Genomic DNA, 24,677 nt, shown 5'->3' on the forward strand with positions numbered 1-24,677 from the left:
ATATTTCCTCTAATTTTGAATGCACAAAAAAAGCCTCCCGAATTCGAGAGGCTTCCATCTATAAATAAAATCTTATTATCTAAGTTGCTGTCCAATTGTAAAGTGGAATTGGCTACCACTGATATCTCTCTGACCTGGAGGTGCATCGAAACCATATGCCCAGTCAATACCTAACATACCAAATGCTGGCATGAAGATACGAGCACCGAAACCTGCCGATTTGTATAAATCAAACGGGTTAAATTCATCAAATGAGGCCCAGTTGTTACCGCCTTCCATGAATCCTAATACATAAATTGTAGCAGATGGATTCAATGAAACAGGGTATCTTAATTCCATAACATATTTGTTATAAACAACACCACCTAAACCATTGGTTTCATAAGGTACGATTGAGTTGTTTTGATAACCTCTCAAACCAATTGTCTCTGTTCCTAATAAGGCAAACTGCTGAGTAAGACCATCACCACCCATGATGAAACGTTCAAATGGTCCTAAACCTTTATCTTGATTATATGCATTCAAGAAACCCATGTGCGCTCTTGTTGCTAATACTAAGTCACCAATAATGGCTTGGTACCAAGCATTATCAAACATCCACTTGTTGTACTCCACCCATTTGTATCTTTCTTCATCCGTAATTTCTGTTGAAGAGAAATCTTTGTCTTGGAACAATGAATATGGAGGAGTTAAACTAATACTCAATGAAATCTGAGAACCTCTACGTGGGTAGGTAGGTTGGTCAATACTGTTTCTTGAGATTGTAGTATTAAATGTGAAGTTATATGATTTACCATTATTATAATCACCAAAACCTGTAGCAAACCAGTTATTCAAGTCATATACCATGAATGATAATGAATTGGACATTGTAAACCAGTCATCCGGCCATTTCAAACGACGACCTAATGCTACTGTCGCTGCGTTAATTCCTAAGCTACCAATCTTTGTGTTACCACTATAAGAGTTTTGGTTTGAATAGTTATAACTTACAGTCAATGAGTTCGGTTTTCTACCACCTAACCAAGGTTCTGTGAATGAAATAGAGTAAGTCTGATATTGAATACCAGAAGCTTGCACTCTTAATTGTAGTCTTTGTCCATCACCTGCAGGAAGCGGTCTCCATTTTGAGAAGTCACCTACATTCCTTAACGAGAAGTTGTTAAAAACTAGACCTACTGTACCTACGAAACCGTAGAAACCACCCCAACCACCAGAAAGTTCGATCTGATCATTGGCCTTTTCCGTTAGTCCATACTGAATATCTACAGTACCGTTTGACATATTCGGTTTAGGTTGGATATCAATTGTTTCAGGGTCAAAGTAACCTAAAGTGGAAAGTTCACGTTGCGTTCTGATTAAGTCGGCACGGCTAAATTTCTGACCAGGTAATGTTCTAATTTCACGATACACAACGTGATCGGAAGTTTTAGTATTACCATTTACAATAATCTTAGAAATATACGCTTGCTCACCTTCAAAGACTCTCATTTCAATATCAACAGAGTCACCTGTTACCAATACTTCTACAGGAGTCACATTGAAGAATAAATAACCATCATCCATGTACAAAGCGGAGATATCTGCACCACTTGGGTTAAAAGATAAACGCTTGTTCAATTCTGTTGTATTGTAAACATCTCCTGGAGAAATACCCAATACTCTAGCTAATTGTTCGTCTGTATATTTATAGTTACCTGTCCAATTAATACTTCTATAGTAGTAACGTTTACCTTCATAAAGGTCTAGCTCTACGTTTACTAATTTCTTAGATACATCATAAACAGAATCTCTTACGATTTCAGCATCACGGTAACCTTCTTCGTTGTAGTATTCAATTAATGATTTTTTATCATTTTCGTATTCTTCAGCAATAAACTTAGAAGGAGTAAAAATTCTACCAAAACGTTTTTCTTTCGTCTTCTTCAGTTTTCTTTTTACCTTTTTCTGAGTCAATTCTTCAACGCCTGTCAACTTTAAATCATCGATTTTAACCTTACTATTTTTGTTAACATCAATTCTCAAAATGACAGAGTTGGCTAAAACAGGATCTTTCTCACGTACAATTTTCACCTCCGTATTCTTAAAACCTTTTTCAGCGTAATGTGCTTTGATTAAGTTTTGAGTATTACGAATCATTGATTCCGTTACAATACGGCCTCTCACCAATTGTACCTTGTCTGTTAAAGTTTTTGCTTGACCTTTTTTGACACCTTCAAAGTAGAATTTTGAAAGTTTTGGTCTTTCTTTCAAGGCAATCTGAAGATAAATATCATTACCTTGAATCTCAGTGACATTAATTTGAACATCACCAACGATACCTAGTCTCCAAAGTTTCTTTACCGCCTTACTGATAGCGTCACCTGGAATTTTAATTTTTTCCCCTACTTTAAAGCCGGCGATGTTGATTAATGCATTTTTATCGTTAAAATCTGCACCAACAACGTCAATACCAGCGATTGTATATTCAACCGGGGTACCATAGTCAACTTTGTACTTACCACTCTGTGAACCATAGTTTGTACCAAACTGAGCATAAGTTGTAGTTATTGCGAATGTCCAAATTGAGATGAACGTTAACAGTTTAATAACTGTTTTTTTAGTTGATATCATGCGTTTTGCTTGATCTCTTTTTAATATTGTCCTTGATCTTTATGAAAGTTGTTCACTTGTTTTACCATAACGTCTTTCACGTCCTTGGTAAGAAAAAATTGCTTCGTGTAAGGTGTTCTTCCTAAAGTCAGGCCAAAGTACATTAGTAAAAAATAATTCAGTGTAAGCAATTTCCCATAATAAGAAGTTACTCACTCTATGTTCGCCACTAGTACGAATAAGAAGTTCGGGATCTGGCATATCTGCAGTAGACAAATAATTCTTGATCGTATCTTCATTTACTGCATCAATTTCTCCCGACTTAAATGCTTGACACATTCTTTCTGTAGCTTGAATCAAATCCCATCTACCACTATAGCTAAGTGCCAACACTAATGTTAGACCCGTATTCTCTTTGGTTAGTTGTATTGACTCCTCTAATTCTTTTTGGCAATCTCCAGGCAACTGATCTAAATCTCCAATTGCTTTTAGTCGGACATTGTTTTTCATCAACGTTTTTGTTTCAGATCGAATTGTTGATACTAACAATTTCATTAAACCTAAAACTTCGGCTTTTGGTCTATTCCAATTTTCAGTAGAAAAAGCATAAAGAGTTAAATAATCTACCCCCAATTCAGCACATCCCTCTGTTGCTTCACGTACTGCTTTTATAGCATTATTGTGTCCAAAGATTCGCTTTGCACCTTTCCCTTTAGCCCAACGTCCATTACCATCCATGATGATCGCAATATGATTAGGTACATTTGCCTTATCTAACGTGTAATCCATTCTAAAAATTGTCTAAACAAAACTGAGCTCAGTAATCCAATCCATTTACATTACTTTGCCGAAGGGCGAAATTAAAGATAAATAGAGCAGATAACAACAAAAAACAGTTTTGAAATGAAAACTAATAGTACATATTTATCAGAATAATGTATTTTTACACAAGTTAACATTCTACATTCAATAAACTAATCCATGCTGTGCACACAGTATCAATGAGATACTATTTTTTAACACAGCAATTGCTCTATGAATAGATTTTCTAACAAATTAAGCTTACTGAATAAGAAAATTGGAAGTTTTGTCTCTTATTTCTCTTTGTTGCTCATTATCATCGTTTGCTTTGATGTGTTGATGCGATATTTTTTCAATAGTACATCCGCTTCCATAGCAGAATTAGAATGGCATTTATTTGCTTGTATCTTTCTGTTAAATGCAGGAAATACACTAAGGCAAGATAAACATGTGAGAGTTGACGCTTTCTACTCAAAGTTTTCTCAACGTACTAAGATCTACATTAATACTTTTGGTTTTCTGTTCTTTCTCACTCCTTTTTGCTTGTTAATTATTGATGCTAGTCTCCCCTACATCATCAATTCCTACAAGATTATGGAGCACTCCACTGACCCTAGCGGTCTTCCTTACCGATTTATCATTAAGGCCACAATTCCTGCAAGCATGATCTTGTTACTATTGCAAGGAATAGGTAATACAATCGAGGGACTTTATTCTTTAAAAACTACAAAATAACAACATGCTTCTCGCTCTTCTATTTATCTGCCTATTTGGGGCTTTACTACTAGGGTATCCTGTCGCTTTTACTTTAGCAGGTGTTTCACTCATTTTTGGCTATTACACTTTTGGTGTCGACTTATTTTACTTACTTCCTCTAAGGATTTTTGGTACAATGAGTAATCAAATTCTGATTTCAGTACCCCTTTTTGTCTATATGGGTGTAATGCTTGAAAAATCTGGTATTGCTAGTCGATTACTAAACACAATGGCTATTCTTCTTGGAAAAGTAAAAGGCGGTCTTGCTATTTCGGTGGCAATTGTTGGAGCTATGCTTGCCGCTTCAACTGGTATTGTTGGGGCGACAGTTGTAACGATGGGATTAATGAGTTTACCGAGCATGCTAAAAAGGGGATATTCTGCAGAGTACTCTACAGGAATCATTGCCGCGAGTGGCACCTTAGGTCAAATTATCCCTCCTAGTATTGTCCTTATTTTAATGGGAAGTGTTATGAATATTTCAATAGGAGACTTGTTTATCGCAGCAGTTATTCCGGGAATCTTATTAGTGACTTTATATATTATATACGTATATGTTTATGCCCGTTTCAACCCTGACAAAGTGCCTTCTATTTCTAAAACTGAAATTGATGAATTTAAGAGAGCATTGAGTTTTACCTCATTATTAAAAACTTTCGTTTTACCGTTTGTCTTAATCTTAGCTGTTTTAGGTTCTATTTTTATGGGAATTGCATCTCCCACGGAAGCAGCCGGAGTGGGTGCATTAGCTGCTACTTTGCTCACTGCATTAGAAAAAAAATTAACATGGAGTGCAGTTAAAGAATCTGCACTTGAAAGTGGTTCATTAACGAGCATGGTCTTTATGATTTTGGTAGGGGCAACAGCGTTTGGACTTGTGTTTAGAGGTTTAGGAGGAGATGAAATATTAGTTGAATTTATTCAAAATGCAGATTTATCTCCATATATGTTCCTTGCTTTGGTACTCTTTGGAATTTTCTTAGCCGGTTTCTTTATTGACTTCATAGAAATCATATTTATTTTTATGCCGGTAGTCACTCCTATTTTTGCATTATATGAGCTTGACCTTTTATGGGTTGCAATATTAGTCTCTCTTAATTTACAGACTTCCTTCTTAACTCCACCTTTTGGATTCTCTCTCTTTTATCTTAAAGGTGTAGCTCCCAAAAGCATCAAAACAAGCCAAATTTATAAAGGAATCATTCCTTATATATGCATCCAACTTTTATTAATCATATTAGTGATCAGTTTCCCTAAACTTGTGACTTACCTCCCGAATATCATGGAATAAAAAAAGAGGTGGTTTGCATCTATAAAAGACTGCAAACCACCTCCCTGTTTATATTAAGCTATTACTAAGCTCTTTGCTCATAGTCGGATGAATACAAACGCATATTCCAACCTCTAAAACAAAGTAACATCATTCCTAAAAGATAGATAAAATCTTCTGCTGGAATTGTAAATACTCTAATGTTGGAAAATACTTCACTGTTATACCAAACAATTGGCTCAGGTGTAAATGAACCTGTCAGTATTCCATTAAAAATTAAAAATGGAAAAAGAGTGATTAAATAAGACCACCAAAAAGCTTGATTCAGAAATTTATACACTAATACCAATGCAATGCAAACCACATAAAAGTTGGTCGTTGAATAGGTACCTCCGTGATAAGCTTGAGATATTGCCACACCAATAAAAAAGTAGGCGGGCAAATATGTCTTTTTTAATGTACTTGGAAAATACGCGATCACACATTCATAAATGAACAGGAAGCAGTAAGGAATAATGAAGAAAAACATCCATTCCTCCAAAGGAAGATAAAAAAGACTTACACCTACAAGATAATCAGGATTGAAGCCCCAATACATCATATAGGTGAAAATAATATCCCAAGGAAGGTAAATTACCCCCATTGTAAAAAAAGCGGGAATAAACCTTATCCAACTTTTATAAAAAGCTACTTTTTTGTCGAAGCTTAATAATAAAGGCCCCATCAGAGCCAGTATATTTATGATTAAATAGATATCAGACAGTGCTGGCATTCTTCTTCTTTTGTTTTATACTTTTGGCTTCTTTCCAATATTTAAAAGGCACAATCAACATTCCAAAGCATTCTCCATCTTCTTTTGTCAATCTTTTATGGTGCACTTTATGCGCTTTTCTTATCGCTCTGAAGTATCGATTGTTTGTATTATCAAACCATTTGAATCTTCTATGAATTAAAACATCATGCGTTAGAAAATAACACAATCCATACATCGCTATACCAGCTCCAATCCATACAAAAACATAATGATTGTACATCATACCCAACATAATTCCCAACCATGAAGGAATAGCGAAAATTAAAAAGAACAGATCATTTTTTTCAAAGAATGACTTATGAGGCTCATGATGATCTTGATGTAAGGACCATAAAAATCCGTGCATCACATATTTGTGAGCTGCCCATGCTGTAAATTCCATAAACAGGAAAGTCATCGCTACTATAAAAATATTCAAAATCATAATTAAAGTTGGATAAGCGCTAGGTTTTGAAAGAAAAAATAAGTGAAAAATAATATATAAATATAGACTGAAATCGAATTATTAGACCTTAAAAATTTCAATCGTAAAAAAATAAATATTGTCATAAATATCCACCAACTCATATAATTTTTTAATGGTGGTATTCCTCCGTCCCACTTCCAAAAACCTAGGGGTTCACAAACTCTCTCAATCAATACATCTAGCAGAACGACAAGAGCTGCTGAAATGATTGCCTTAAGATAGACGTTTAATTTTATTTTTCGACTAAATGTAACTCCTGCAACTGCTAATATCAACCAATTTATAGCAATTAATAAAGGAACTCCATCTAATTTATACCCTAAATTATCTAAGTAGACATATTCACCAAATAGAAACCCTTTATGAACACCTACCCACTCTACCAAAAAACTACCTATGAAAACAAAAGTATACCACACCTTTAGTTGGTTGGTCTTTTGATCTTCAAAATAAAGTAAAACCAAAAAAGTAGAGAAAAGTAAAAAAGGTGTAAAAGGAAGGATAAGTTGATTTAATGGAAAAAAGGCAGCGACACAACCCACTGCATAAAATATAAATAAGAATATCTTGATCCACTTTTCGGTTGAAAAGGATTTTGCAGTCGATATCAATAATGTTGCTTTCATTGGTTTGTTATTAGTTCTTCGACAATCTTGGCACTATTTAAACAAAGAGGAATACCTCCACCGGGATGAACACTTCCCCCTACAAAATACAAGTTATTAATATCTTTCGATTTATTCCTTTGTCTGTAAAATGCACTGTTTAGTTTATTACTATTCAATCCATAAAGTGCACCTTTCCAACTTTGAGTATCCTGTTCTATCAACTTAGGAGACCAATAAGATGAATAAGATATCACTTCCTCTAGATTTGTTTCTAATTGCTTCGATAAAATCGCCATTACCCTTTTTTCAATCTTGGCGATTACTTCCTTTGTAAATAACTCTGGTTTTGGCGGAACGTTAATCATTACAAACCAATTTTCAGAACCCTTTGGTGCATCATCTTCATTAATCTTACTACTGATATGTACATAAATAGTAGGGTCAGTAGGGATTTTAAAGTCATCAAAGATTTCTTGAAATTCTTTTTTATAATCTTCAGAAAAGAAAATATTGTGCAAGTGCAGTTGATCAAATGATTTGTTTACCCCCCAATAAAAAACCATTGCCGATGAAGACAATTCTTTCTCCTTGGGTACTCTTATTTTTTTATCCAATATGTTTGGAATAAAAAAGTTCACGTCTACATTCGACACCACTAAATCAGCATCAAAAACACCGTCTGAAGTTTTCACACTTCTAATATTTTTTTGATTGCTAACACTGATACTTTCCACTTTTTTATTGGTAAGGAAAGTCACCCCTTCTTCCTCCGCTAGTTGAACTAAAGAAGTGACAATCGATCGCATTCCCCGTTTTGGAAAAAAGACACCATCTTGATGTTCCAAAGCACTGATCACCCTCATGATAGAAGGAGTTTGATAAGGATTGGAGCCATTGTAAGTGGCATATCGATCAAACAACTGTACGAGTTGAGGGTGTTTAAAATGTTTTTTATTGAATTGATGTAAAGATTCAAAAACACCTATTCTTGTCAAAACAGGCAACGCCACCCAAACTTCTTTAGTAAGAAGATCTGATACCTTTGTCAAACTGTTTTCAATAAAAATAGGTGAAGTCTTATTATAGTCATCAATGATATTTTGAAGTACTTGGGAAACATCTACTCCCCATTTCTTCAAAACTTCTTCTGAAAATTTCTTTGGATCTGAATAGGCTGTAAAAATGGATTTATCAGAAAAAAAGTACTGAGTGGCTATTTCGGATTCCTCATATTGAAAATACTCATTTACATTTTTACCATACAAAGCAAAAAGTTCTTCTACTAAATGAGGTAACGTAAAAAGCGAAGGGCCTTGATCGAATCTAAAACCTTCAACCTCAAATTGTCTCAATTTCCCCCCTAATGTATCTGATGCCTCTAACAGAGTTACCTTGTAGCCTAGTTTATTAAGTCTTAATGAGGATGCAATTCCTGCTATACCTCCTCCTATAATTACAGCTTGTTTCATTCAGTTTTAGTTATGCTATTGCTTGTTTTTTCACGTTTAGATAACACTTTACTTTTTCTAAACACAAACCAAACCAAGCCGTAAAGTCAGATGGTTTTTTCTTCATCCAAGTTTCCAATTCAGCAATATCAATCCATCTGATGCTTTCAACCTCTTCAGGGTTAGGTTTAATAATTCCATCATAATATCCTACAAATACATGATCGTATTCATGTTCAATAAGTCCATTACCGAAAGCCGCCTTGTAAAGCACATGATCCACCCATTCAATTTCAGTATTGAAACCCATTTCTTCAACCAATCTACGGTGTGCACCTTCATGTACCTCTTCCCCTGGCTTGGGGTGACTGCAACATGTATTGGTCCAAAGTCCCCCAGAATGGTATTTTGTCAAAGCACGCTGTTGTAACAAAAGCTTTCCTTCATTATTAAAAATAAAGACGGAAAATGCTCTATGAAGCTTCCCTTCCACATGGGCTTGAAGTTTCTCCATCACCCCTATTTGTTGATCATTTTTGTCAACAAGTATTACATCATTTCTCTCCATAGCTTACAGTATATTTGCTTGATGACGAATATAAGATTGACATAAGATCATGTATTTCTTTGGATCTGGAATTCTCAATCTTTCTTTTAAAATAGTTTCAGCAGGTGCATTTTTCACTTTACTAAACAGCCTAGTATAATATATATACGCTAAATAAACACCGAATCGTGCTTTTTTAGGTAACTGCTTGATACCTTCAAAACCTTGATCAAAGTCTTTTTGAATATCAGCTTCTATTTCTTTTTTCACTTCATCATTGAAGACTGAAATATCAATGTTAGGGAAATAAACTCTGCCTAAATCACGAACATCTGCTTTTAAATCTCTTAGGAAATTTATTTTTTGAAAAGCTGAACCTAGAGACATTGCCAAAGGCTCTAATCTTCTGTATTCTTTTTCGTCGCCTTCCAAGAAAACTCTAAGACACATTAAGCCTACCACTTCTGCTGAACCTAAAATATAGTTTTTATATTCCTCCTCAGAATATTCCGTTTTATTGAGGTCCATACGCATACTTCTGATAAAAAGAGAAATCAGTTCTCTTTCAATACCGTATTGATTTACTACTTCTTGAAAGCAATGTAAAATCGGGTTGGTACTAATTTTATCATCAATTGCCTTATAGCAATCTCTCTCGAAATCGTCTAACAGCTGTTCCTTGTCATACCCGTGAAAGGAATCTACAATTTCATCAGCAACTCTTACAAATCCATAAATAGCATAAATTGCTGGACGAAGTGATGGTGCTAAAAATCGAATTCCAATTGCAAAGGATGTAGTATACTTTAACGTTAGCGATTTCGATAAGTTATAAGACAAGTCGTCATAAATCTTTTTCATTACATTAAGTGTTTCAAGTTATAGTGTAATTGGTGTGTATCAATAAGTTATTATAAATACTTGGAGATGAGTAAATTTAAATATTCCTTTACTTATACATCCAAATGGCATAAGTAAAGGAAATAGAATATTGTATCAAACAACTCTTTCAGGAGCCTTTAAGCCCTTTTTCTTCAATATTTCTCTAGCGACTAGTTCACCGGAAATAATAGAAGGAGGAACACCTGGACCTGGCACTGTTAATTGCCCTGCCATTAGTATATTATCTAGCTTTTTGAAACGAATAGATGGTTTCAGAAAGGCCGTTTGTTTTAAAACATTAGAAAGACCATAAGCATTGCCTTTGAATGCATTATATGCTTCTACAAAATCGTTATGAGCAAAAGTTTCTTTTACTATGATATGATCTCTAATATCAGTACCTGTTGAGGCTTTTAATCGATCACAAATCACATTGAAGTAATGTTCTTTGATCTCTTCTGTGTCTTTCAAGCCAGGAGCAACAGGAATCAAAAGCATTAAATTTTCCGTTCCTTCTGGAGCAATTGTAGTATCGCTCACTGAAGGTGCACACATGTAGAACAATGGTTTTTTAGGCCAAGCTGGATGATCATAAATTTCTTCTGCATGTGGCTCAAATGGTGTATCGAAATACAAATTATGATGATGAATATTGTCAATCTTCGTATTCATTCCTATGTAATACAGCAGGCATGATGGTGCCATTTTTCGATTATCCCAATATTCTTCGGTGTAGTTTCTATATTGCTTTGGCAATAGTTTTTGCTCGAAGAAATTGTAATCACAAGTTCCTACCCACTCATCATGTTTGATCACTTTACCATTGCTTTCCATAGAAGTAATGCTTCTTCCCTCACAATTTACTTTGTCAATGGGAGTAGAAGTATGAAATATTACCCCTTTTTCAATCGCTAAGCTTTCAAAACCTTTAATTACCATTCCCAATCCACCTTTTGGATACCATGTACCCAATTTAAGGTCGGCATAGTTCATCAAACTGTACAATGCGGGAGTTCTTTTTGCAACATCACCCAAAAACAAAACTGGGAATTCTAAGATTTTAAGGATTTTCTCATTCTTAAAATACTTTCTGATGTAACTCGCAAAATCAGAGATAAGATGAAGTCTTGGAATGTTTTTAATGACTTGCCATTCCGCAAATTCCATTATGGAGTAAGAAGGACGATGAACGAAATCATTCATACCAATTTGGTATTTGATCTCTGCTTCATCCATAAATTGCATTAATTTTTCTTTTGCTCCAGCTTCCCATTCTTCAAAAATATCTCCGAGTTGATTTACATCAGCGGGAATATCTGTATAGTCAGTGCTTGACCAATAAATTCTATATGAGGGGTCTAATCGTTCTAGTTCGTAGTAGTCAGATACTTTTTTACCAAATTTAGCGAAGAAGTTTTCGAATACATCTGGCATCCAATACCAAGATGGTCCTAAATCGAAAGTGAAATCGTTAATCGTCTTAGTTCTAGCTCTACCACCAATTTGATCGTTCTTTTCATAAACATGAACTTCATGTCCTTGATCAGCGAGGGTTATTGCTGCTGACAAACCTGAAAACCCTGAACCTACAATACCTATTGATGCCATATTTTTAGTTGAAGTATTTTGTTTAACTATTTAAGACAAGAATATAAACAAAAACGTTGAAGAATTGTTTAAGCTAAGTCAAAAAATTGAGTTTAGTCTCTCTATTTCAAACTATTATAAATAAACATTCTTGGATATTGGTACTTTAATACAAAAAAAGGCTTCAAACACACGTTTTGAAGCCTTTTTTTAATCTACGGGAAAAATTTATTTCGTCTTACCGTAATATATATTTTCAATTAATGCCGTATTTACATCGACATTCATATTCTCATTATGCTCTTTTAAAAGTAGTTGAATTTGATTTTTTCCTGGCTTTAAATTCACTTTCATCCTGTTTGTATTACCAATACTCGACCACTCACCAGTACCTCTTTGAGCCATAACAATAGTTTCAACCTCTTCCCCATTGACTACTAATGCACGAATGGCACATTTGTTATCAGTATTCCATGGACCACTACCATTTGTGTAAGAGAACCAAACAATATACTCTCCCGCTTCTTTCACATTAAGATCAAATTTGACCTTCTTATTTTTTGATTTAGAAACTTCGACAACATTATTTGGAGCACCTTTTATAGTAATTTTTTGATCTACCCTAGCCACTTTTGAAATATTTTTTGACTGATAGTTCTTACTTATTACAGGTTCAGAGATGTAAGACAAATAACCATGTTGATCCACGGCTCTCACTGCAAATTCTTCTAACATCTTATTCGAAGGTGATAGTTTATATTCTGTAGACGTTGGAGAAGCTATTACTTTTCCATTGACCAAAACTTCGTACTTGACAGCACCTTCTATAGCTTTCCACGTTAAAGTGTTCCCTTTTAAATCTGCTTGAGGAGTTTTTAAGTGAAATCTATTTGGCACTTTATTACTTGTTGTTCCCTCCGTAATATCATTATTTGCTAGAAGTATCTCAATTTTATGAGAACCTCCTCCTTCTAACGAAAGTGCCTTGGCTGACACCTCTTTTCCATCTACTTTAAAACTCTTAATCTCGTTACCATAGCCTTCCAAAGAAATAGAAAGGTTGTCGTTCCATAATTTCACATTGTTCAACTGTTTATTACCTCCATAAACCTTTGGTACTGTAGGATTAAATGTTAGCACACCATTCTGGTCAATCGAAATTCCGAAGAACACTTTATAAATCATGGCCATATTACCGGATAAACTCCAAAGCATCTCATCAGAATTCACTTCTGTACCCATATAATCACCATCCTCCGCAACGAAGTTCTCTTTGTTGGTAAGGAAAAGTGCAGCAGGTCTATAAATGGAAGCTAAACCTTGTTCCAAAGCCGTTCCATTGGCTGCTTTTGCTGTCGCAATATTCCAATAGGCCTGTACAAAAGGCCAAATACCGTTGTTATGGTAAGGAGGGATTCCTGGAATTTGAGGATACACACATGCTGCCCCAAAAGGAACGATTGGTGATTTGGCTACAATTTCTTTGCTTCTTTCCGCATCACTCACCCCAAAAATAATCGCCAATGCCTCTCCTAATGCTTCATATTTTGGTGCTAAAACCATCTCATTTCTACCATACATATATTGTGCATAGTACCCTTCTTTATCCAACCAAAGGTGTTTATTAATGGCATTTTTAAGATCTGAAGCCAATGTAGAATAACGTTCTGCATCTTTACCTTTTCCTAAGATATTTGCCATTCTTGATGCAATATTCATTGCTTCGAAATGTACAACGTTAGTCCCTAAATTCAATGAACGGTAAATATCATTATTATCCATCCAACGTGGATAGGTTTGTTTTCTCCAATCCAAGAAGGAAGACTCTCCTCTCATCAAACCCGTCTCATCATCGTAAACCACCAACATATCATCCTCAATGGAATTAGAAATCACTTTGTAAGCTTCTTTCAGCCAAGCCTTATCTCCTGTTACGGTATAAACATTCCAAGCAGCCAAAGCCCAAGTCATCCTATCGGAAGAAACAGGCCATGCTCCACCTGAACCCGTATCTTGTATCACGCGGTTTCTTTTTACCTTTTTTCTTAAAGAAGTAATGGCTCTATCTGGGTCAAGAATTGACAAACTCAATACAATTGAATAACTGATATCCCTTGTCCAAACACCTCCCCATTCTTTACCTGTCCTGAAAGTTCCATCGGCCTCAGAATCTGCCACCAATTCATTTAATGCTAAATTATACAGAGCATTGATCAAAGGAATATCCGATGTAAACGTAGGGTATTTCTCAATATTTTTTGAAGATGTCCATACTGGAGATGTTTGCTTTTCAGGATCTGGTGCGTTCATTACGAAAGTCGCTTCATAGATGCCATCTCCATTTTCGTCTTGTAATTGCTCTCTTTCGCTTAAGTTTTCAAAATCCCATCTTAAAGGGGCACTTCCTCCTGCTATAAAAACACCTTTGAAATCATCTTTATAGATTTTATCCCCATGAAGATCTTCATAATAACCTTTTTCTTTAAAGGCATTTAAAACAGGAGACATATCCAATTTAAAAGTTACTTTGGTGTTTTCTTCCAACCAATCCATCGGGTCTAACTTTTCATCCATTGCCCATGGTTCACCAAACTTGATCGTTTTGGTTGTAAAAGTACCATTTTCAGGTCGTATGACTACTCTATGGTTAATTCCATAAGGAAGCTCATCATCTTTTCCATTAATACTAAACTTAAATTCCACTGCTCTGCTGTAGGCATCTTGCAACGGGCTTTTGTAATTGGAAGTCATTTCCTTATCAGAAACAACTTTGGCTTCGTACTCTCCTTGAACAACATGATCTTTATACACTTGATATGTGTCTGAAGAATATAATAATTCATTTTTCTTCTCTGAACATGCAATAAAACCACATGCTAAAACAAGAAATAAAATACTCTTAATGATGTACTTTTTCATTTCCATTCTTTTGATACTTGATAAATAAAGGTTTCTTATTTAACTATGAGTAGCTAGCTCTTTACAATTTACAAATAGAATGTTTACACATACAATATGATTTTTATTGCAATCGGTTACTATGATTTAACATTTACATTTCTTATGAATTTCCCGATTCATTATATTATAAAATCAAATTGACTCACTTATTCAGCTATAAATTATCATTATTCTAACAGAGACAACCATTTCATTATAAACAATTGATAATAAGTAGTTTTACTAAAAAACTTTCCATATTAACAGTTTTATCATAACTTCACAATCGTAAACTATTTCCTGACATCTTAAAACTAATTATTATGAAAAGAATAAGTGCTATTCTAGCTATTATCTGTATCTCAGTAACTACTTTCAGCTGCGATCCACAAACCAACGAAAATGTGGAACCTACAGAAGTCCAATCGATATCTAATGAAGGTTTGGAAGTGGAGTCGCCTATAGGTCGAATAAGTAGAGAAAAAGACGATTAAATAACTACACTTTAAACGAAAGTTCATACTTCGATCTCAATACTTATTTATTGAAAATTAATTCATCTGACTCATGAATTTTCTTATGCCTATAGAGATAACCTAAAAGTGTTCTCTATAGGCATTATCATTTAAGTGAAATATCCTCTATTCTTATTTCAAATACTACCTCATACTATCCTCTCTTTTTTTGAAGACTAGATAATAAATGCTTTACATTAAAAATACAGTTTCAAAACATTTTGGCATAAAGTCAGTCCAATAGTTAACTTTGAGTATTAAATAATAAACAAGAAGATGCACCTCAACTTAAAAAATACTTTCACTAACCTTCCGGCAGACCCGGAAAAAGAAAATTATAGAAGACAAGTTCTCAAAGCTTGCTACTCTTATGTCACTCCTAAAAAAACAGCAAAACCTTCTATCCTACATGTTTCTGATGAAATGCTTGAATCGCTAGGTATTTCAAAAGCGGAAAGTCAATCAGATGAATTCAGAGACTTGTTTACTGGCAATAGTAACTACCCTGACAGCACTCCCTTTGCAATGTGTTATGGTGGTCATCAGTTTGGGCAATGGGCCGGTCAATTGGGAGATGGCAGAGCCATTAACCTTTTTGAAGTGGAATACAATAATAAATTATGGGCGGTACAATTAAAAGGAGCTGGAGAGACACCTTACTCTAGATCTGCTGATGGTCTTGCTGTATTACGATCTTCCATTAGAGAATACTTATGTAGTGAAGCTATGTTTCACTTAGGAATACCTACCACTAGAGCATTAAGTTTAGGGTTATCAGGTGATGAAGTATTAAGAGATGTCATGTACAATGGGAATTCTGCTTATGAAAAAGGTGCTATTGTCTGTAGAGCGGCAGAGTCATTTGTGAGGTTTGGTAATTTTGAAATCTTAGCTGCAAATCAAGATCATGATACATTAAAAGAACTTACTGACTACGTGATCCAGCAATTCTATCCTCATCTTGGGGCACCTTCAAAAGAAATTTATTTAGCCTTTTTCAAAGAAGTAGCTGAAAGAAGTATGGAGATGGTTTTAGGATGGCAAAGAGTCGGTTTTGTGCACGGTGTAATGAACACTGATAATATGTCGATCTTAGGTTTAACCATTGATTACGGCCCTTATGGCTGGTTAGAGGGTTATGATTTTGGATGGACGCCCAACACAACAGACTCACAATTTAAAAGGTACCGTTATGGCACTCAAGGTGAGATTGTAGGGTGGAATTTATTTAAACTTGCCAATGCGATTTACCCATTAATTGGTGAAGCTGAAGGTCTGCAAGATGCATTAGAAGATTATAAAGACACTTACGTACAGCGATACAATAAGATGATGCTTGAGAAGCTGGGACTCTCTCTTTCATTTGAAGAAGAAAATGCCTTCATTCAACAATTAGAAAAAGTATTACATAAGACGGAAACAGATATGACAATCTTCTTCCGATTACTTTCAAACATACAAAAGGAAAATTTTCAAATTCCTCTTACAGTTGTTAAAGATGCATTCTATGCCTTTGATGACATGAGTGAAGAGGTGAAAAAGCAATGGAACGATTGGTTTGACAAGTACCTTGAAAGGCTTGATTTAGAGCAAGATTCTGATCAAGACAGAAAAGAAAAGATGAAAAAGGTCAATCCTAAATATGTATTGAGAAACTACATGGCTCAGATAGCTATTGATGAAGCTGATAAGGGGAATTATGATATGATCGAAGAATTCTACCAATTATTAAAACGACCTTATGAGGAACAGCCTGAAAATGAAAAGTGGTTTGCCAAAAGACCTGACTGGGCAAGAAACAAAGTAGGTTGTTCTATGCTTTCATGTAGCTCATAATTCGAAAGAAAATTTTAACTGGAATAAAAGGGGCTTTTTCATTGTAATTTATAACTTTGCATAATTTGAGTGCGTTTTGATACTCAGAGAGATCTATTTTATAATGAAGAAGCCTTTTGCTTCTTATTCTAGTAACCGTATATAGCGTCATGACAAAGCAAGAACTTTTTGATGAGATCAAGAAAAAAGAGAGTTTTTTATGTGTAGGATTAGATACAGATCCTAATAAAATTCCGGCTCACTTACAGAAAGAAGAAGATCCCATTTTTGCTTTTAACAAAGAAATTATTGATGCTACAGCTGATTACTGTGTATCATACAAGCCCAACATTGCCTTCTATGAATCTTTAGGACCAAAAGGTTGGGAATCACTCCAAAAAACATTAGAGTACATGCCAAAATCTCACTTCTCTATTGCAGATGCGAAAAGAGGTGATATCGGAAATACTTCCAACATGTACGCCAAAGCATTTTTCGAAAATATGTCATTCGATTCCATTACAGTGGCACCATATATGGGTGAGGATTCTGTAACACCATTTTTAATGGACGGTAAATGGGTGATTGTTTTGGCACACACTTCCAATAAAGGTGGTTTGGACTTTCAAAGAATTGTCAACCAAGAAACAGGCAACTACTTATTCCAAGATGTTATTCTTAAAAACAGAGAATGGGCATCTAGTGATCAATTAATGTTTGTAGTTGGCGCAACAAGAGCAGAAAGCCTTTTGGATGTTAGAAAAGTAGCGCCTGACAATTTCCTTTTAGTACCAGGTGTTGGTGCACAAGGTGGCGACCTTCAGGGTGTTGCAAAGTATGGTATGACAAAAGAATGTGGTCTATTAGTCAACTCATCAAGAGGAATTATTTACGCTTCTAATGGTGAAGACTTTGCAGAAGTAGCAAGACAAGAAGCAAAGAAACTGAGAAATGAAATGTCTCAGTTACTAGACCAATATTTATAAGCTGAAACTAAAGTTGGCCTTCATTCAGCTATGTGTGATGCTGAATGAAGGTACAGCTCATTGATATAGCACAACATATAAACAACAACAGTATGAGTAATACTAAAATTACAGGCTTAGGGTTTTATGTTCCTGAGCAAGTGGTAACCAACGACGACCTTGCACAAAAAATCACAACATCAGACGAGTGGATCCGAGAAAGATCGGGTATTGAAGAACGTAGATATGCCGCTCCTGACGAAACCAACTATCATTTAGCTGCAGAAGCCACAAAAGAGGCGCTCGCCATGGCTGAAATGGAGCCAAAGGACATTGATATGATCATTTACTGTACTTTAAGTGCTGATTATATCTTTCCTGGTTCAGGCGTTCTTTTACAAAGAGAATTGGGCTTTAGAACGATCCCTGCCTTAGACATTCGTCAACAGTGTTCTGGTTTTGTCTACGGAATTTCAATTGCAGATCAATACATCAAATCAGGCATGTACAAGAATGTGCTTGTGGTAGGATCAGAAATTCACTCTCGTGGATTGGATTTTTCAGATGAAGGTCGTGCTGTAACCGTATTATTTGGTGATGGTGCTGGTGCTGCAATTCTTTCAGCTACAGAAGAAGATTGTGGTATTTTATCTACTCATATGCACTCAGAGGGTGAGTTTGCTGAAAAACTTGCCGTGATTGACCCTGGTTTCACAAAGCCAGAAAGAAATAATCCTGATTACTGGAAGCCAGGTGGTTCTGCTTTCCCGTATATGGATGGTCAATTGGTGTTTAAAAATGCTGTTGTTCGTTTTCAAGAAGTCATTGCAGAAGCTTTAGCGGCAAATGATTTGAAACCATCTGATATTGATTTACTTGTTCCGCATCAAGCGAATTTAAGGATCTCCAATTTTGTACAAGCTAAAATGGGATTGCCTGATGAGAAAGTCATCAATACAATTCAGAAATATGGTAATACAACTGCTGCTTCTATTCCAATCAGTTTAGCGACAGCTTTCAAACAAGGAAAAATTAAGAAGGGTGATCTGATCTGTTTGGCTGCCTTTGGTTCAGGATTTACTTGGGCCTCAGCCATTATCAAATGGTAAAAAGCTCCCTTTTCAAAATAAAAAAAGAGATGGCAATTGATTTTACCATCTCTTTTTTTGTATTCAATTTTATATCAAATAATTACTCGTTCCTAATTGTAATTACCATCTCCGTTCCTTTATCTTCTTGTGTATTCATCTCAAAACTAGCACTCTGAGACTCTAATATTTTCTTTGCCATCTCCAAAGCTTTCAAGTCATCAGGGTTTTGACCTTTATACCCCCACCCTTGACCATTGTCAGAAATACTAATTTGTGCCTCACCCATAGAAGCATACAATGACAATGTGACCTTACCATTTCCTTTAATGGTTTTGGCTGAACAACGAATTAAGGCGCCCAGAGATTTCGAAAATAAATTCTGATTCACCTTTACTTTTGGAGCACCACCAATTTGGGTTACAATACTTACATTATCCGGCAATGAATTCTTTACACTTTCAATCGTGCTTTCCAGTAACTCTTTAGGGTGCATTTCTTTCTTTTTACCAATATTATGAGTTGATGCGATGGTTAAATCTTCTAAGTCATCATTATCCTCTACTTCAAGCATCTTATTACTAGACATGGCCTGCAAGCGGGAAGATTGAAACGCAGAAACCTCTTCCTGTACTTCAGTGACCTTGGGTTTGTTGACCTTTGGAGGGTTAATTTTCTGAGCTTCTTTTTCTTTTAATTTCTCTTCTAAATAAGCAATTTTTTCTTTCTGGGCTTGATACGAACGCTTACTTACTTTATGCTGCTTTCTTCGTACTAATTCCAGAATTATTATACCAATAACTAATAATGCTATCACTACCAACCATAAGACTCTTTCTATCGTAGGATCGTTCATTTCAATGTTTATTTTTTAGCTTAACCCCAATATTATCAGCTTTTGAAGAGATCATCCAAAGATCTTAATCCCTTCAGTACAATTTTTACAAATATCTATATTCTCCCTTCCATTCAACAACTGCTTTCTAAAATTAGTATATGAAGGAGCATTCCAAATATCCAAAAATCTAATATAATCATTTTTTAAAGACCCTAATACATGTTCTGCATCTTTATCAAAACAACAAGGTGCTACTTTTCCGTCCCATGTCAGCACTGCCGAATGCCACATTCTCCAACAACTTCTTTCTAAAGATCCCTTGAAAGAAAAAGTACCATCGCCATTTTTTTTATACCTAGAATATTTTTGGATACTGGGAATCAATGGAGACCCGTTTTCATAATTATAAATCTGAGCTGTTTTAAATACTATTTTATCCACACCCAATTCATCAGCCAATTGTTTCGCTTCTTCAATTTGATGCTCGTTAGGTTTCACTACCAAAAACTGAAAAACTATTCTTGGTGTGCTACTTTTTAACTTCTTTTTCCACTCAATTACTTTTTTTGTGCCTTCTAACACTTTATTCAAGTCTCCCCCAATCCTATACTGTTCATACACTTCTTGGGAAGTTCCGTCTAAAGAAATAATCAGTTGGTCCAACCCAGACTCAACCGTTTCTTTGGCCACTTTATCCGAAAAATAATGTGCATTAGTAGAAGTAGAAGTGTAGATACCGGATTGATGTGCCACCTTCACCATCTTTAGAAATTTGGGATGAAGGAAAGGTTCACCTTGAAAGTAAAAGGTTAAATAGATTAATGTATCTTTAAGTTCTTCCATTAATTTTTCGAACATACTTACTGAGAGCATCCCGGTAGGTCTCGTAAAGGAACGTAATCCACTTGGACATTCGGGACACCTTAAATTACAGGAAGTAGTCGGTTCGATAGAAAGACTTATGGGATTACCACGATGAAGCGGCTTTTTTAACCACTTTGATAAATAGAATGTGATCAATACCAAAAAAGCATTCCACAATTTTAGAATAGAAATTTTTTGGATTAATACCTTTGTCTCAACAATCTTTTGATTAAACATTCTAACTTTGTATGTCAAATTAGTTTTCTTTACAAGAAATGATTGGCAATAATACCAAACATACACAATTTTAATTACTCAAAAATGCTTGTTTAAGCGATAAAAAAAAAGTTATTTTAATTAACTTGTCGTTCAGCATTCTTGTTTAAAGCACAAATTTAGTCAATGAAAAGTAGTAAGCTTTCCTTTTTAAGATACCTATTAATAGATAAACTCATTCGTAGTAAGCAATATCCCTTTCCTTCAAAACAAAGGCTACTGGACAAATGTAGTGAAGAGTTTGGGGTCAATTCACCTTCAACTATTGAAAAAGACATTCAAGCACTCAGATATGAATTTGATGCTCCTTTGGCTTACAATAAAAGAGAAGGAGGATATTATTATACAGACTCGTCTTATAAACTCTTGGGTGTGAGTCTTACCGGAGAGCACTTGGAAGCATTGAATTTTGTAGAAACTTTTTTGGAAGAATTCAAAGACCTCCCTGTTTTAGGCAGCTTTTCTACTGCTGTTGATAAAGTATTGGATGGTTTAGAGATCACGAAAAAATTCAAAAACGAGAAGAAAGAGCAATTTGAAAACTATATTCAGATTGAAAAATCACTCTACACTAAAGGCACTTCCATTTTCTCCGAGTTAATCTCTGCGACAAAAGATCATAAAGTGATTAACATCGCTTACAAAAAATTTGGTGCATTGTATGAAGACAATTACACATTTCATCCGTATCTTTTGAAGGAGTTTAAGGGACTTTGGTATATCACGGGTTACGCTGAAAACAGGCAAGGAATTAGAACCTTAGCAATTGACAGAGTACAAGGTATAGAATTGCAATCTCAATTGGTCTTTTTCGAACCTCATCAGGTTGATTTCAACAGAGATGTCTATTTTAAAAACTGTCTAGGAGTAACATTAAAAGGAAATCCACAAGAAATCCGTCTTCTATTTAATGGAGAATATGCTGCTAACTTTATTAAAAATACACCTATACATGAAACGCAGGAAGTCATTGCTGAAAATCATAATGGATTGGAGGTAAAACTACGTTTGGTGGATAATATGGAGTTAAGATCACTTATTTTGAGTTGGGGCAATCAAGTAGAAGTGCTTTCTCCTTTTGCTCTACGAAAAGGGATTGCCAATGAAATTAAAAAATTAGCTCAGAGGTACTAAATTGATTAGCATCTGATTATTAAATAAAAGAATTTGAATTATCTCGCACACCTTTATTTATCCTATACAGACTCGGAAGAGATGTTTGGTAATTTTATTGGAGATTTTGTAAAAGGAAAAAACCTTTCCTCTTATCCACAAAAAATCCAACAGGGTATAAAACTACACCGGTTTATTGACGATTTCACGGATCAACATCCTATCACAAAAGAAATGTCCAATAAACTAAAGCCTCATGCGGGAAGGTTTTCGATGGTAGTCACCGATATCTATCATGATCATTTTCTTGCTAAGAATTGGAATAATTGTCATCAACAAAGTTTGAGAGCTTTTGCAGATTCATTTTATCATCACAAAATGTGGGATGAAAGCTGGGTACCTGAAAAAGCTACAAATATGCATCCTTACCTGAAATTGTATGATTGGCTCAATGCCTACCAATATTTCGAAGGGTTAGAACAGGTTTTTCATGGAATGGAAAGAAGAATAAAAAACTTAGCTCCTATTTCAAAATCTGTAGAATGGCTTCAAAATGATTACAATTTTTTCTTAGATTGCCATGAGGCTTTTTTCCCTCAATTAGAACAAAAAGTAGAAGAATTCAGACAAAATGCCTTTGATTAGCCAAAAACTTAAAGATGGACTCTACGATAAGAAATATGTTATCTTATTGATTTCATTGGTGTCAGTACTCTGGGCACCCATTATATTCCAAGCTTTTATTTATTCAGACGAAATTTCAGACATCACTTTGATTGTTCTGATGGTTGCTATCATCAACTTTACAAGAGAACGAAAGTTGTATCGACGGGTAACTGTAGTATTCTTTGTTTTCGTTAGTGTCAGTAAAAGTGCTTCCTTAAGTTTACATATTGACAATATCGACTTTGTAACTTGGAGTGCAATGTTGGTCTATTTTACCATGTTTCTTTTTGTCTTATTACAAGAAGTATGGCACTCAAAGAAAGTTGATGTCAATACGATTTTAGGAGCAATTGCGGGATATATTCAGATAGGTGTAATTGCATTTATCTTATTTAAAATATGTGATTTATTATATAATGGAACCGCATTCAATAGAATTGTGGACATTTCTGATATAATTTATTTTAGTTTTGTTACTTTGACAACTGTTGGCTACGGAGATATTTCTCCCACCACTGATGAAACTAAAGCCTTTACCGTAATCTTTGCAATGGTAGGTCAGTTTTATATGGCTATTTTGATGGCGTTACTTGTTGGAAAGTACCAGCAGGAACACCAAAAATAAAAAGTCCGTTTTTTATGTAAACCGGTTATAAAAGTATATATTGTTAAAAAATAACTAAACAGCGCGTGGAAAAATTATTTATTAAGAAGAAGGAATTTGTCCCGGAGGTAAACTTCGATCCTGCAAAAGGCCTATTAGAGGTTTCTGGTCAATCATACCACGAATATACTGCTGAGTTTTTTGAACCTTTATTCGTTTGGGTATCAAAGTACTTAGAAGAAAGTGGTCTGAATATCACATTGAATTACAAGATGACCTACTTCAACACAGCATCATCCAAAAGTTTTTTCAAAATCATTGAAATGCTTCAAGAATATCAAGAAAAAGGAAAAGGTGAGGCTGTTGTGAACTGGTATTACAAAAAGGATGATGAAGACATGCTAGAAACTGGAGAAGACTTTATTAGTGACTCTGGTTGGAAAAATATCAACCTTATTGCCTACTAAGCAATAAGTTAATACCAAAGCACTATTACATGTTTTTAGGGTTCAAAAAACCTTAGATGCATTTTATAAAAAAAAGCTTACGTAAGATCTTTCTTAAAGAAAGATCTTTTTTTATATACTAAATTTATTAATCCTTACGTTTATTTAGTATAATTGTATTTAAGACAGAAGTTTATGGATTGTTTCAGTATTTTGGAACAATAATTTCTATAAATTAAACGTATTTCTTACAAAGAATTTCAACTACATAATAACATAATTTTTAAGCTTGCGTAAGTAGTCTTAAATGAAAGTTAATATGAAACAACTTACGTTACTATACTAAATATATTATGGTTTTTTTATTTAATACTATCTTGTTAATTTATTTGGTAATTTCAAACATTGCTATCTTATTTAAATTGTATAAGGCCTTTTTACAATATTTCTCTCCTTTGAAAGGTTACGCTTCTATCGCTCTTATTGTAATGACCCTTGGTGCTATTGATTTTTATGTTTATGATGTAACAAGCAGTAAATTTGTTACAGCAGAAGAAAACAAAGAAGTTTTTCAACAAATTAAAGCAAGAAATTTAGACTTAAATTTATTATCTCAAGAAGATTAATATTTTGAGTCACCAAATAGAAAAGGTTGCTACTTTTAAAAAGTAGCAACCTTTTTTTTATTATTTCAGATCTATACTGTGTTTGATTTCCAAATCAATATTCCTGACTTGTTCTTTAAACCCCTAAGTACATTGTAAACTAAGTTTTCA

At 34.6% G+C, this 24,677-nt stretch carries 23 protein-coding genes; 11 read left to right on the forward strand and 12 right to left on the reverse strand.

Annotated elements, in window-relative coordinates; translation table 11 throughout:
- Nucleotides 1-75 precede the first annotated feature (75 nt).
- Nucleotides 76-2,613 (reverse strand): outer membrane protein assembly factor BamA, encoded by a 2,538-nt coding sequence (bamA, locus tag IC221_RS14810; protein ID WP_188169715.1) that lies wholly within the window; start codon nucleotides 2,611-2,613, stop codon nucleotides 76-78.
- A gap of 39 nt (nucleotides 2,614-2,652) precedes the next feature.
- On the reverse strand, nucleotides 2,653-3,381 hold the full coding sequence (locus IC221_RS14815; protein WP_044202039.1) for an isoprenyl transferase: 729 nt from the start codon (nucleotides 3,379-3,381) through the stop codon (nucleotides 2,653-2,655).
- 246 nt (nucleotides 3,382-3,627) lie between these two features.
- Here IC221_RS14815 and IC221_RS14820 point away from each other — a divergent pair, with 246 nt between their 5' ends.
- Together IC221_RS14820 and IC221_RS14825 are read left to right on the forward strand one after the other, a co-directional pair.
- Nucleotides 3,628-4,128 (forward strand): TRAP transporter small permease subunit, encoded by a 501-nt coding sequence (locus tag IC221_RS14820; RefSeq protein WP_188169716.1) that lies wholly within the window; start codon nucleotides 3,628-3,630, stop codon nucleotides 4,126-4,128.
- Between the two features lie 4 nt (nucleotides 4,129-4,132).
- Nucleotides 4,133-5,440 (forward strand): TRAP transporter large permease subunit, encoded by a 1,308-nt coding sequence (locus tag IC221_RS14825; RefSeq protein ID WP_188169717.1) that lies wholly within the window; start codon nucleotides 4,133-4,135, stop codon nucleotides 5,438-5,440.
- A 64-nt stretch (nucleotides 5,441-5,504) separates the two neighbouring features.
- On the opposite strand, the gene IC221_RS14830 is transcribed toward IC221_RS14825, so the two are convergent.
- From IC221_RS14830 to IC221_RS14865, 8 genes are all read right to left on the reverse strand, one after another.
- Nucleotides 5,505-6,191, reverse strand: coding sequence for a lycopene cyclase domain-containing protein (locus IC221_RS14830; RefSeq protein ID WP_044202048.1), 687 nt, complete (start codon nucleotides 6,189-6,191; stop codon nucleotides 5,505-5,507).
- Nucleotides 6,175-6,657: a sterol desaturase family protein gene (locus IC221_RS14835; protein WP_044202051.1), complete on the reverse strand. Its 483-nt coding sequence runs from the start codon at nucleotides 6,655-6,657 to the stop codon at nucleotides 6,175-6,177. Before IC221_RS14835 ends, IC221_RS14830 begins: the two co-directional genes overlap by 17 nt.
- A gap of 2 nt (nucleotides 6,658-6,659) precedes the next feature.
- Nucleotides 6,660-7,325: a carotenoid biosynthesis protein gene (locus IC221_RS14840; RefSeq protein ID WP_188169718.1), complete on the reverse strand. Its 666-nt coding sequence runs from the start codon at nucleotides 7,323-7,325 to the stop codon at nucleotides 6,660-6,662.
- Nucleotides 7,322-8,776, reverse strand: coding sequence for an NAD(P)/FAD-dependent oxidoreductase (locus IC221_RS14845; protein WP_188169719.1), 1,455 nt, complete (start codon nucleotides 8,774-8,776; stop codon nucleotides 7,322-7,324). Before IC221_RS14845 ends, IC221_RS14840 begins: the two co-directional genes overlap by 4 nt.
- Nucleotides 8,777-8,786: 10 nt before the next feature.
- The gene (gene idi, locus IC221_RS14850) at nucleotides 8,787-9,323 is read right to left on the reverse strand and encodes an isopentenyl-diphosphate Delta-isomerase (protein WP_188169720.1); all 537 of its coding nucleotides are present in this window, start codon (nucleotides 9,321-9,323) and stop codon (nucleotides 8,787-8,789) included.
- Nucleotides 9,324-9,326: 3 nt separating this feature from the next.
- On the reverse strand, nucleotides 9,327-10,163 hold the full coding sequence (locus IC221_RS14855) for a phytoene/squalene synthase family protein (protein WP_044202058.1): 837 nt from the start codon (nucleotides 10,161-10,163) through the stop codon (nucleotides 9,327-9,329).
- A 135-nt stretch (nucleotides 10,164-10,298) separates the two neighbouring features.
- Complete coding sequence (locus IC221_RS14860; protein WP_188169721.1) at nucleotides 10,299-11,792, reverse strand: NAD(P)/FAD-dependent oxidoreductase; 1,494 nt, start codon at nucleotides 11,790-11,792, stop codon at nucleotides 10,299-10,301.
- 207 nt (nucleotides 11,793-11,999) lie between these two features.
- A complete protein-coding gene (locus IC221_RS14865; protein ID WP_188169722.1) occupies nucleotides 12,000-14,690 on the reverse strand; it encodes a glycogen debranching protein in 2,691 nt (896 codons plus the stop codon).
- 344 nt (nucleotides 14,691-15,034) lie between these two features.
- On the opposite strand from IC221_RS14865, the gene IC221_RS14870 reads away from it, so the two are divergent.
- From IC221_RS14870 to IC221_RS14885, 4 genes are all read left to right on the forward strand, one after another.
- A complete protein-coding gene (locus IC221_RS14870; RefSeq protein WP_188169723.1) occupies nucleotides 15,035-15,205 on the forward strand; it encodes a hypothetical protein in 171 nt (56 codons plus the stop codon).
- Nucleotides 15,206-15,502: 297 nt separating this feature from the next.
- Nucleotides 15,503-17,062 carry a YdiU family protein gene (locus IC221_RS14875; RefSeq protein WP_188169724.1) on the forward strand — a complete coding sequence of 520 codons (1,560 nt, stop codon included), beginning with the start codon at nucleotides 15,503-15,505 and terminating at the stop codon, nucleotides 17,060-17,062.
- Between the two features lie 149 nt (nucleotides 17,063-17,211).
- Nucleotides 17,212-18,027 carry an orotidine-5'-phosphate decarboxylase gene (gene pyrF, locus IC221_RS14880; protein ID WP_188169725.1) on the forward strand — a complete coding sequence of 272 codons (816 nt, stop codon included), beginning with the start codon at nucleotides 17,212-17,214 and terminating at the stop codon, nucleotides 18,025-18,027.
- Nucleotides 18,028-18,119: 92 nt separating this feature from the next.
- Complete coding sequence (locus tag IC221_RS14885; RefSeq protein WP_044202067.1) at nucleotides 18,120-19,115, forward strand: 3-oxoacyl-ACP synthase III family protein; 996 nt, start codon at nucleotides 18,120-18,122, stop codon at nucleotides 19,113-19,115.
- 82 nt (nucleotides 19,116-19,197) lie between these two features.
- Here the strand turns inward: IC221_RS14885 and IC221_RS14890 are convergent, their stop codons facing one another.
- Together IC221_RS14890 and IC221_RS14895 are read right to left on the reverse strand one after the other, a co-directional pair.
- Nucleotides 19,198-19,950: a hypothetical protein gene (locus IC221_RS14890; RefSeq protein ID WP_188169726.1), complete on the reverse strand. Its 753-nt coding sequence runs from the start codon at nucleotides 19,948-19,950 to the stop codon at nucleotides 19,198-19,200.
- Between the two features lie 51 nt (nucleotides 19,951-20,001).
- On the reverse strand, nucleotides 20,002-21,033 hold the full coding sequence (locus tag IC221_RS14895; protein ID WP_188169727.1) for a radical SAM/SPASM domain-containing protein: 1,032 nt from the start codon (nucleotides 21,031-21,033) through the stop codon (nucleotides 20,002-20,004).
- A 165-nt stretch (nucleotides 21,034-21,198) separates the two neighbouring features.
- On the opposite strand from IC221_RS14895, the gene IC221_RS14900 reads away from it, so the two are divergent.
- The 5 genes from IC221_RS14900 to IC221_RS14920 all read left to right on the forward strand — a co-directional run bounded on the left by IC221_RS14900 (nucleotide 21,199) and on the right by IC221_RS14920 (nucleotide 24,527).
- Complete coding sequence (locus tag IC221_RS14900) at nucleotides 21,199-22,206, forward strand: YafY family protein (RefSeq protein ID WP_188169728.1); 1,008 nt, start codon at nucleotides 21,199-21,201, stop codon at nucleotides 22,204-22,206.
- A 33-nt stretch (nucleotides 22,207-22,239) separates the two neighbouring features.
- Nucleotides 22,240-22,830 (forward strand): ACP phosphodiesterase, encoded by a 591-nt coding sequence (locus tag IC221_RS14905; protein ID WP_188169729.1) that lies wholly within the window; start codon nucleotides 22,240-22,242, stop codon nucleotides 22,828-22,830.
- Nucleotides 22,817-23,476: a potassium channel family protein gene (locus tag IC221_RS14910; RefSeq protein ID WP_188169730.1), complete on the forward strand. Its 660-nt coding sequence runs from the start codon at nucleotides 22,817-22,819 to the stop codon at nucleotides 23,474-23,476. Before IC221_RS14905 ends, IC221_RS14910 begins: the two co-directional genes overlap by 14 nt.
- 65 nt (nucleotides 23,477-23,541) lie before the next feature.
- Nucleotides 23,542-23,922 carry a DUF1987 domain-containing protein gene (locus IC221_RS14915; RefSeq protein WP_188169731.1) on the forward strand — a complete coding sequence of 127 codons (381 nt, stop codon included), beginning with the start codon at nucleotides 23,542-23,544 and terminating at the stop codon, nucleotides 23,920-23,922.
- 332 nt (nucleotides 23,923-24,254) lie between these two features.
- Nucleotides 24,255-24,527, forward strand: a complete 273-nt coding sequence (locus tag IC221_RS14920; RefSeq protein ID WP_044202076.1) for a hypothetical protein — start codon at nucleotides 24,255-24,257, stop codon at nucleotides 24,525-24,527.
- Nucleotides 24,528-24,677 lie beyond the last annotated feature (150 nt).

Source organism: Flammeovirga sp. EKP202, from assembly GCF_014534745.1.
In the GTDB taxonomy this organism is placed as follows: Bacteria; Bacteroidota; Bacteroidia; order Cytophagales; family Flammeovirgaceae; genus Flammeovirga.

Bases quoted from the DNA above. Each gene is read 5' to 3' on its own strand.
- bamA (WP_188169715.1), bottom strand. From the start codon at position 2,613: ATGATATCAACTAAAAAAACAGTTATTAAACTGTTAACGTTCATCTCA.
- IC221_RS14815 (WP_044202039.1), bottom strand. From the start codon at position 3,381: ATGGATTACACGTTAGATAAGGCAAATGTACCTAATCATATTGCGATC.
- IC221_RS14820 (WP_188169716.1), top strand. From the start codon at position 3,628: ATGAATAGATTTTCTAACAAATTAAGCTTACTGAATAAGAAAATTGGA.
- IC221_RS14825 (WP_188169717.1), top strand. From the start codon at position 4,133: ATGCTTCTCGCTCTTCTATTTATCTGCCTATTTGGGGCTTTACTACTA.
- IC221_RS14830 (WP_044202048.1), bottom strand. From the start codon at position 6,191: ATGCCAGCACTGTCTGATATCTATTTAATCATAAATATACTGGCTCTG.
- IC221_RS14835 (WP_044202051.1), bottom strand. From the start codon at position 6,657: ATGATTTTGAATATTTTTATAGTAGCGATGACTTTCCTGTTTATGGAA.
- IC221_RS14840 (WP_188169718.1), bottom strand. From the start codon at position 7,325: ATGAAAGCAACATTATTGATATCGACTGCAAAATCCTTTTCAACCGAA.
- IC221_RS14845 (WP_188169719.1), bottom strand. From the start codon at position 8,776: ATGAAACAAGCTGTAATTATAGGAGGAGGTATAGCAGGAATTGCATCC.
- idi (WP_188169720.1), bottom strand. From the start codon at position 9,323: ATGGAGAGAAATGATGTAATACTTGTTGACAAAAATGATCAACAAATA.
- IC221_RS14855 (WP_044202058.1), bottom strand. From the start codon at position 10,163: ATGAAAAAGATTTATGACGACTTGTCTTATAACTTATCGAAATCGCTA.
- IC221_RS14860 (WP_188169721.1), bottom strand. From the start codon at position 11,792: ATGGCATCAATAGGTATTGTAGGTTCAGGGTTTTCAGGTTTGTCAGCA.
- IC221_RS14865 (WP_188169722.1), bottom strand. From the start codon at position 14,690: ATGAAAAAGTACATCATTAAGAGTATTTTATTTCTTGTTTTAGCATGT.
- IC221_RS14870 (WP_188169723.1), top strand. From the start codon at position 15,035: ATGAAAAGAATAAGTGCTATTCTAGCTATTATCTGTATCTCAGTAACT.
- IC221_RS14875 (WP_188169724.1), top strand. From the start codon at position 15,503: ATGCACCTCAACTTAAAAAATACTTTCACTAACCTTCCGGCAGACCCG.
- pyrF (WP_188169725.1), top strand. From the start codon at position 17,212: ATGACAAAGCAAGAACTTTTTGATGAGATCAAGAAAAAAGAGAGTTTT.
- IC221_RS14885 (WP_044202067.1), top strand. From the start codon at position 18,120: ATGAGTAATACTAAAATTACAGGCTTAGGGTTTTATGTTCCTGAGCAA.
- IC221_RS14890 (WP_188169726.1), bottom strand. From the start codon at position 19,950: ATGAACGATCCTACGATAGAAAGAGTCTTATGGTTGGTAGTGATAGCA.
- IC221_RS14895 (WP_188169727.1), bottom strand. From the start codon at position 21,033: ATGTTTAATCAAAAGATTGTTGAGACAAAGGTATTAATCCAAAAAATT.
- IC221_RS14900 (WP_188169728.1), top strand. From the start codon at position 21,199: ATGAAAAGTAGTAAGCTTTCCTTTTTAAGATACCTATTAATAGATAAA.
- IC221_RS14910 (WP_188169730.1), top strand. From the start codon at position 22,817: ATGCCTTTGATTAGCCAAAAACTTAAAGATGGACTCTACGATAAGAAA.
- IC221_RS14920 (WP_044202076.1), top strand. From the start codon at position 24,255: ATGGTTTTTTTATTTAATACTATCTTGTTAATTTATTTGGTAATTTCA.